The following is a 6,727-nucleotide window of genomic DNA, read 5'->3' on the forward strand; positions in this document are numbered from 1 at the left end:
TAGGGCTTTTTTACGTCTGTATAAAAGACATCTATTTTATAAATGAATAATTATTTTGTTAAACGTTGATATGATGATCTAGAGTTTAGTGTATTAATATAACTTATATTGAGTCGAAAGGTACTTAGTCTTCGATAAAGTGTAATGTAGTCTTGTGTCGTCGTAAGTAAAGCTAGCCACCGTTTTATAGTCTAAGTAATGTTGTTATTCTGCAAAGTTAGGTTGTAATCAATTATTGTGTAGATGAGGCCTGATATTATAGCAATAATTTATTATATATTTAGCTATTGGATGTTTTTGCTTCAGTAAAGCTTCCATATCTCCTGTTAGGAACCCATTCACTTTAAGCTTCTCATTGGTCTATTACCCCCAACAATTGCAGCGGCGACTCATTCTCTGAATTATTTTATATCGCCATAATTTTTGTCTGAATTTTAAGCTTGTATAGTGGTGACATTGATTGCTATGAAATATGAGGCTTAAAGTTTTTACCTAACTCATCGAAAGCGTTTTAGCGGTCTGGTAAAAGTTATGATGACTAATCATTTTTCGTGGAAATAGATTAATAATAACTAAATAACCCTCTATTGTACCAATTAAAATGTAAGTTACATCACCGGCCAAATCTGATTTTGGCGCTTAACATCAAGTTATTCCATTAGCTTAGTTATACGCTCTCTTAGATACCATCTTTGCTATGCTTTTCGCCTCAGCAGAGCTATTACTGATGGGCGGGATGTTTTGAGTATAACTTTTGTATGTCATTATTATCCTCAAGACGAGCAAACTTCTTTTTGAATTCACGAATTTCTATCTGATCGAGAGTTATAGGTTATGCATTTGGCATCACCCCGCTTAATTCATCTTATCGCTGTTTAACCAACGTAGTCATAGCTGATTTAGCTTTAAAGGCTTCAGTTATTGTTGTTAACTGAGCAGAGTTGGTTGGGCGTGTTTTTAGATGGATAAATTCATTATGCCATTAAATTAGATCATGTTATTTAGTATCTAATACAAGAATGGTTAAGTTAATTAGATAGGAGTTGTTAACTGGTTTTTGGGGTATTTGAAATTTTTAAAAGGTGACTTGAAGAGTATAGTGCTTGATGAAAAAGCATGAGATTGTCTAGTTCCCATGCTCTAATTTATTAATTATAGAATTTGATTCAAGATATGATCTGCCTTAATGCGCTTGATTCGTTTTATTAAGCGTTTTACATCAATAGGGTAGCTATCTAGCTTATCGATTTGCTTATATGAACCAATAACTTGAGTATGTTTAAATATTACATCAAGCTCAGATTGTTTACTTGAAAGAAGCAGTTGTTCGGGATCTTGTAATAGTAATCCATTTTCTAAATCTAACTTCCAGGCTCTTGGGTTTAAGTTACTTCCTGTTATAAGTGTGAACTCATTATCGATCCACATACCTTTTAAATGGAAACTGTTGTTTTCATGTTTCCATAAATGAAGGGATAACTGTCTATTAGCTATGGAGGACTCGTTTGATTTAGCAAAGTTCCTTAGATTTATTTCATATAAATAAGGTAACCCTGCAATGGTTCTAAATTCTTCTTCAGGAGCAATATAAAAATCATTAGCTGTTTTGTCTCCAACAATAATCGTTACTCTTACACCGCGTTGTAGGGCCTTTTTAAGCTCTTTTGCTATAGGCTTAGGGAAGTTAAAGTACGGCGTGCAAATCGTAATTTCTGATGTTGCAGATGCCAATAATAGCTTTATATGATTATTTAACTTATTACCTTTACGTCCTAGGCCAACTAGTGGTGTAACACCAACTTCTCCTGTCTTTCTTAATTGAGGAGTAAATTGGTAATTTGATACACTTAGTTGTTTACGAAGTTCCTTTATTGCCGGTTTTAATGTTTTTGTATTAGGGCGGTTTTTTTGTGATAAACAATTTACTGCAGGGCTTGTAATTAATGTTTTGTTAATGAAAGACACCATCGAATTAGCTAAATCGCTGTTATTTAATATGTGGTATCGATCAAAACGGTATTTATCTTTATGAGCTAAATATACGTCGTTTAAACTTGCACCACTGTAGATAACAGTATCATCAAAAACAAAGCCTTTTAAATGAAGAACACCAAAAACCTCTTTATTACGTACTGGAACTCCTAGTACATTAATTGAGTGTTTATATTTTTCAGAGAACTCTCTATACAGTGCAGCATTTCCATCGCTAGCTTCAGCGCCAATTAAGCCTCGTTGTGCTCTGTGCCAATCAACAAGTACATTAATATCAAGTGTTGGTTGCTTCTGTTTTGCTTCATATAATGCGGTGAATATTTCTCTTCCTGCATCATCATTTTCTAAGTAAAGAGCGACGATATAAATACGATGCTTGGCTTTTTCTATTTGTTTTAACAGTTCATACCGAAAATCTTGAGCAGAATGAAGAGTCTGAATATTCTCAGGATTTTGAGACAACATTGGAAGTTTTGATAGCTGTTCTTTACTTTCTTGAGATTTTGAGTTCATAACCGATCATTAAATTATCAATATAAGATCGATAATTTTAGCAAACTAAATGGCTATTGCCGAGAGTAATATCAAATAGTTGATTTTTTATATGTTAAAAGATTTAGTTTTTTCCCATCTTTTGTATAACGCTCGTGTTTAATCTTAATTGCATTTGGTATCGTACTATCCTCTATATGTTTAAAATTATTTTTTAAATAAAATCCACAGAGGGTCGGTTCGCATAGGCAATAAGAGGTGTTGAATGGTAAAAATGATGGAAGTTGCTTTAATAAATAGCTACCTAAATTTTGTTGTCTCATTTCTTTTATAATCATCATTCCGGTTAAAAACTGGCAGTCTTCATATACCTTTATCCGTATCGCACCGACCATTTTGTTATCTGCTTCTAAGATAACAATATCTTCTTTTCCCTTTGGTTTTCCTGATGGATAATTTTCTTTGTATAACTTATGTAGGAGAGGAAGACGAATTTTATCTAAGTAGGAAACGGTAAGATTCATTTGTAGTATTCTATATAGTTTGTATGGATTAAGTTAGAATGTACTTAATTTAGCCTTTAAAATATAGTCGATATGAAAATTTTACCTACCAAAAATTTAAAGCCTTACAATAGCTTTTCTTTAAATGAAGACGCAGACCTGATTATTGAAGCTGAAAGTACCCAAGACTTAGTTTATATCTGGTCTTGTGAAGAATATTCTAATTTAACTAAACTTCCTCTAGGCAGAGGTAGTAACACATTATTTTGTGGCGCCTTTCCTGGTGTGGTTATTTTGAATCGAATCTTGGGGAAACAGGTTATAGAACTTGATGATAGCTACTTGATAACCGTCTCAAGTGGTGAGGATTGGCCGGATTTTGTCGAATGGTGCGTTGAAAATAATTATTACGGTGTTGAAAATCTTGCAATGATACCTGGTTGTGTAGGGTCTTCTCCTATACAGAATATAGGAGCTTATGGCGTTGAACTAAAAGACGTCTGTGATTCTGTCGAATATTTAGACCTTACTACATTAAAACTTAACACATTGAAGAGTGAAGAGTGTTTCTTTGGTTATAGAGATTCTATTTTTAAACAAAAATTAAAAGATAACGTGATCATTACATCGGTTACTCTGCGACTAAATAAGCAATGGAAACCATTGTTGTCTTATGGGCCGTTAGCTTGTTTAGATAAAATAGATACAAAAGCTAAAGATGTATATAAAAAAATATGCGAAATTCGTTCAAAGAAGCTACCTGATCCTAACATCTTAGGTAATGCAGGCAGTTTTTTTAAGAATCCAATAATCTCAAATAAACAATATACAGACTTAATTAGTCTTTATCCAAATATGCCGGCTTATTCATTTGGAGATGCAAAGAAAATTGCTGCAGGGTGGCTTATTGATAATGCAGGGCTTAAGGGCTTCAATATTAACGGGGCTGGAGTCCATAAAGAACAAGCACTTGTTTTAGTTAATAATGGAAATGCGACTTCTTCTGATGTTTTAGAATTAGCAAATTATGTTAAAGCGAAGGTGTTTGATATGTATCAAATAGAGCTAGAACATGAAGTAAGATTTTATTTTGAGGCAAAAGAAACGTTTTTATCGGAGCTATTTAATGAAAGATCATGCTAAAAAGTTGGCAATACTTAAGAAATTAAGTGATGGTCGTTTTCATTCTGGTGAAGATCTTGGTGAAAGCTTAAGTATTTCACGATCAGCTATCAGTAAACATATTACAGCGATTCAAGATTGGGGTTTATTAATTTATAAAGTTAAAGGTAAGGGGTATGCATTATCAGTTCCGATAGAACTCCTATCGTTAAACAGTATAACCTATAATAAATTACCAAAGCCTGAGTTGTTAGGTGTTGTTGATTCAACAAACCAATATTTGTTGAATCGAATGGATCAATTAGACTCCGGCCAATCTTGTTTTTCAGAGTACCAGGAATCAGGTAGAGGTAGACGAGGGCGAACTTGGGTATCACCTTTTGGCGGTAATATATACTTCTCTCTTTATTGGAAACTTGATAATGGTTTAGCTGCCACTATGGGGTTAAGTCTTGCTGTAGGAGTTGCTGTTGTTAATGCGTTAGAGAAATTAGGCTGTAATAATTTAAAATTGAAATGGCCAAATGATATTTACTGGAACGATAAAAAATTAGCTGGCGTTTTAATTGAACTTTCAGCACAGTCTGGTGGTGCAGCTCACGTGGTTATTGGTGTTGGTATTAATGTAGCTCTTGATCCTCGATTTGATGCTGAAATTGATCAACCATGGGTAGATCTAACATCGATTTTAGGTAAGAAAAACCAAAGAAACAGACTTGCTAATGAATTATTAATATCTTTGCATCAAAGCATGATTGAATTTGAGACCTTTGGGCTAAAACCGTTTGTGAAAAGATGGAAGAATTTAGACAATTTTATGGATAAAGAGATTACTTTGCAAATGGGGTCAAATAAGATTTATGGGGTATGTAAAGGCATTGATGAGCAAGGAGCGATTCTATTAGAGCATAATGGGCAAACCGCTTCATTTATTGGGGGAGAAATATCAATTAAAAAAGGTTAACTACTTTCGAATTGATACACTATTGATTGAATGGTTTTTTGTTTTTGATAAGATCAAGCTTGCTCGGTTTCTAGTTGGCAAAATATTTTCTTCTAAATTAAGACCATTAATCGAATCCCAAATGTGTTCAGCTTTATTGATTGATTTATCGATTGATAGTTCAGTGTAATGGGAAAAATATGCCCCTTTTTGTTTGAAAGCACTTGTTCTTAGTTTTAAAAAACGTTCTACATACCATTGTTTTAATTGTTCTTTAGAGGCATCAACATAAATTGAAAAATCTAAGAAGTCAGATACGAATCTATTATGTTGTTTATTAGGGTAATCATAACTATTTTGCAGGACATTTAGCCCTTCAATAATTAGAATGTCAGGTTTTCTGATTATCTTTTTTTCTTCCGTAATATCGTAGGTAAGATGTGAATAGATAGGAGCTTCTACAGCATCTTTACCACCTTTTATGTCAGCAATAAAAGAAACTAAAGAAGGCATATCATAAGATTCAGGAAATCCTTTTCTGTGCATAATCGCCCTGTCATTTAAAACTGCATTCGGGAACAAGAAACCATCTGTTGTAATTAAGTCTGTTCTTAAATTAGGGATTAATTGATTAAGTAACGTTTGAATTATTCTCGCGGTTGTGCTTTTTCCAACAGCAACACTTCCAGCTATACCTATTATAAAAGGAGAATTTATCTCATCATTTAATAAGAAATCCTCCAAAATGGCATTTTTTTTTCTATGACTATCAATATTAAGCTGGAGTAGCCTAATTAATGGAAGATAGATCTCTTCTACTTCTGCGATATTGATTTCTTCATTAATACCGCGTAGTTGTGTAAGTTCTTGCTCAGTTAATGTTAAAGGAGTTGAATTACGTAATTCAGCCCAACTTTCACGGGGGAAGGTTAAGTAAGAGCTCACAATGTTTACCTATCGGAGATAAAGAAGGGTGAACAATACAATAAGGAAGAATAAGAAAAAAGTGTTCTTATCTTATTTTTAATGATGAATTTGATTGAATCGGCAGAAATTACATTGAAAAGATAAAAAAAAACACTTTATTTGATTTTTAAGTTGCATGATATTTCCAGATTAACTAGAATGCGCACCAATTGTGCCGACTTAGCTCAGTAGGTAGAGCAACTGACTTGTAATCAGTAGGTCACCAGTTCGACTCCGGTAGTCGGCACCATCATCTTTAACTTCTAAATTTAGAGTTCGAGAGATTAAAATTTGGAGGGGTTCCCGAGTGGCCAAAGGGAGCAGACTGTAAATCTGCCGCGCAAGCTTCGATGGTTCGAATCCGTCCCCCTCCACCATATTTCAAGGTAAAATAGCTCAGTCGAGTTACATTGCGTGCATCGTATAATGGCTATTACCTCAGCCTTCCAAGCTGATGATGCGGGTTCGATTCCCGCTGCACGCTCCATCTCCTATTTTCCTTATATGATTTTTTTCAAATATATTTTTTGGTTACGTGGTCATATTATATACCACCAATAGCCGTACCTAGAGGGACTATCATGTCTAAAGAAAAATTTGAACGTACGAAACCGCACGTAAACGTTGGTACTATCGGCCACGTTGACCACGGTAAAACAACTCTAACTGCTGCTATCTGTACTACACTAGCTAAAATTTACGGTGGCGT

General features: G+C 34.0%; 6 protein-coding genes and 3 tRNA genes. 6 read left to right on the plus strand and 3 right to left on the minus strand.

The genetic code is table 11. The features are described from left to right. Nucleotides 1–1,152: 1,152 nt before the first annotated feature. Nucleotides 1,153–2,505: a CDP-diacylglycerol--serine O-phosphatidyltransferase gene (gene pssA / locus A6E03_RS03425; protein WP_065600173.1), complete on the minus strand. Its 1,353-nt coding sequence runs from the start codon at nucleotides 2,503–2,505 to the stop codon at nucleotides 1,153–1,155. Between the two features lie 71 nt (nucleotides 2,506–2,576). Continuing rightward, nucleotides 2,577–3,008: a GNAT family N-acetyltransferase gene (locus A6E03_RS03430; RefSeq protein ID WP_065593232.1), complete on the minus strand. Its 432-nt coding sequence runs from the start codon at nucleotides 3,006–3,008 to the stop codon at nucleotides 2,577–2,579. A 72-nt stretch (nucleotides 3,009–3,080) separates the two neighbouring features. Here A6E03_RS03430 and murB point away from each other — a divergent pair, with 72 nt between their 5' ends. Both murB and birA read left to right on the plus strand, forming a co-directional pair. Beyond that, nucleotides 3,081–4,130, plus strand: coding sequence for a UDP-N-acetylmuramate dehydrogenase (murB, locus tag A6E03_RS03435; protein WP_065593231.1), 1,050 nt, complete (start codon nucleotides 3,081–3,083; stop codon nucleotides 4,128–4,130). Next, nucleotides 4,114–5,073: a bifunctional biotin--[acetyl-CoA-carboxylase] ligase/biotin operon repressor BirA gene (birA, locus tag A6E03_RS03440; protein WP_065593230.1), complete on the plus strand. Its 960-nt coding sequence runs from the start codon at nucleotides 4,114–4,116 to the stop codon at nucleotides 5,071–5,073. The genes murB and birA overlap by 17 nt, the downstream gene beginning before the upstream one ends. Here the strand turns inward: birA and coaA are convergent, their stop codons facing one another. Beyond that, complete coding sequence (coaA, locus tag A6E03_RS03445; RefSeq protein WP_065593229.1) at nucleotides 5,074–5,997, minus strand: type I pantothenate kinase; 924 nt, start codon at nucleotides 5,995–5,997, stop codon at nucleotides 5,074–5,076. 195 nt (nucleotides 5,998–6,192) lie between these two features. On the opposite strand from coaA, the gene A6E03_RS03450 reads away from it, so the two are divergent. From A6E03_RS03450 to A6E03_RS19770, 4 genes are all read left to right on the plus strand, one after another. Next, nucleotides 6,193–6,268 (plus strand) — tRNA-Thr (locus tag A6E03_RS03450). A gap of 43 nt (nucleotides 6,269–6,311) precedes the next feature. Then, a tRNA-Tyr gene (locus tag A6E03_RS03455) sits at nucleotides 6,312–6,395 on the plus strand. A gap of 35 nt (nucleotides 6,396–6,430) precedes the next feature. Beyond that, a tRNA-Gly gene (locus tag A6E03_RS03460) sits at nucleotides 6,431–6,505 on the plus strand. Between the two features lie 94 nt (nucleotides 6,506–6,599). Further along, nucleotides 6,600–6,727 (plus strand): GTP-binding protein (locus A6E03_RS19770; protein WP_238933831.1); only part of this gene is annotated, 128 nt, incomplete at its 3' end.

It is taken from the genome of Aliivibrio sp. 1S128, assembly GCF_001691065.1.
Classification (GTDB): domain Bacteria; phylum Pseudomonadota; class Gammaproteobacteria; order Enterobacterales; family Vibrionaceae; genus Aliivibrio.

What these genes read in the sequence shown, in the direction of transcription:
- A6E03_RS03430 (WP_065593232.1), bottom strand. Translation starts at nt 3,008, where the DNA reads ATGAATCTTACCGTTTCCTACTTAGATAAAATTCGTCTTCCTCTCCTA.
- murB (WP_065593231.1), top strand. Translation starts at nt 3,081, where the DNA reads ATGAAAATTTTACCTACCAAAAATTTAAAGCCTTACAATAGCTTTTCT.
- birA (WP_065593230.1), top strand. Translation starts at nt 4,114, where the DNA reads ATGAAAGATCATGCTAAAAAGTTGGCAATACTTAAGAAATTAAGTGAT.
- pssA (WP_065600173.1), bottom strand. Translation starts at nt 2,505, where the DNA reads ATGAACTCAAAATCTCAAGAAAGTAAAGAACAGCTATCAAAACTTCCA.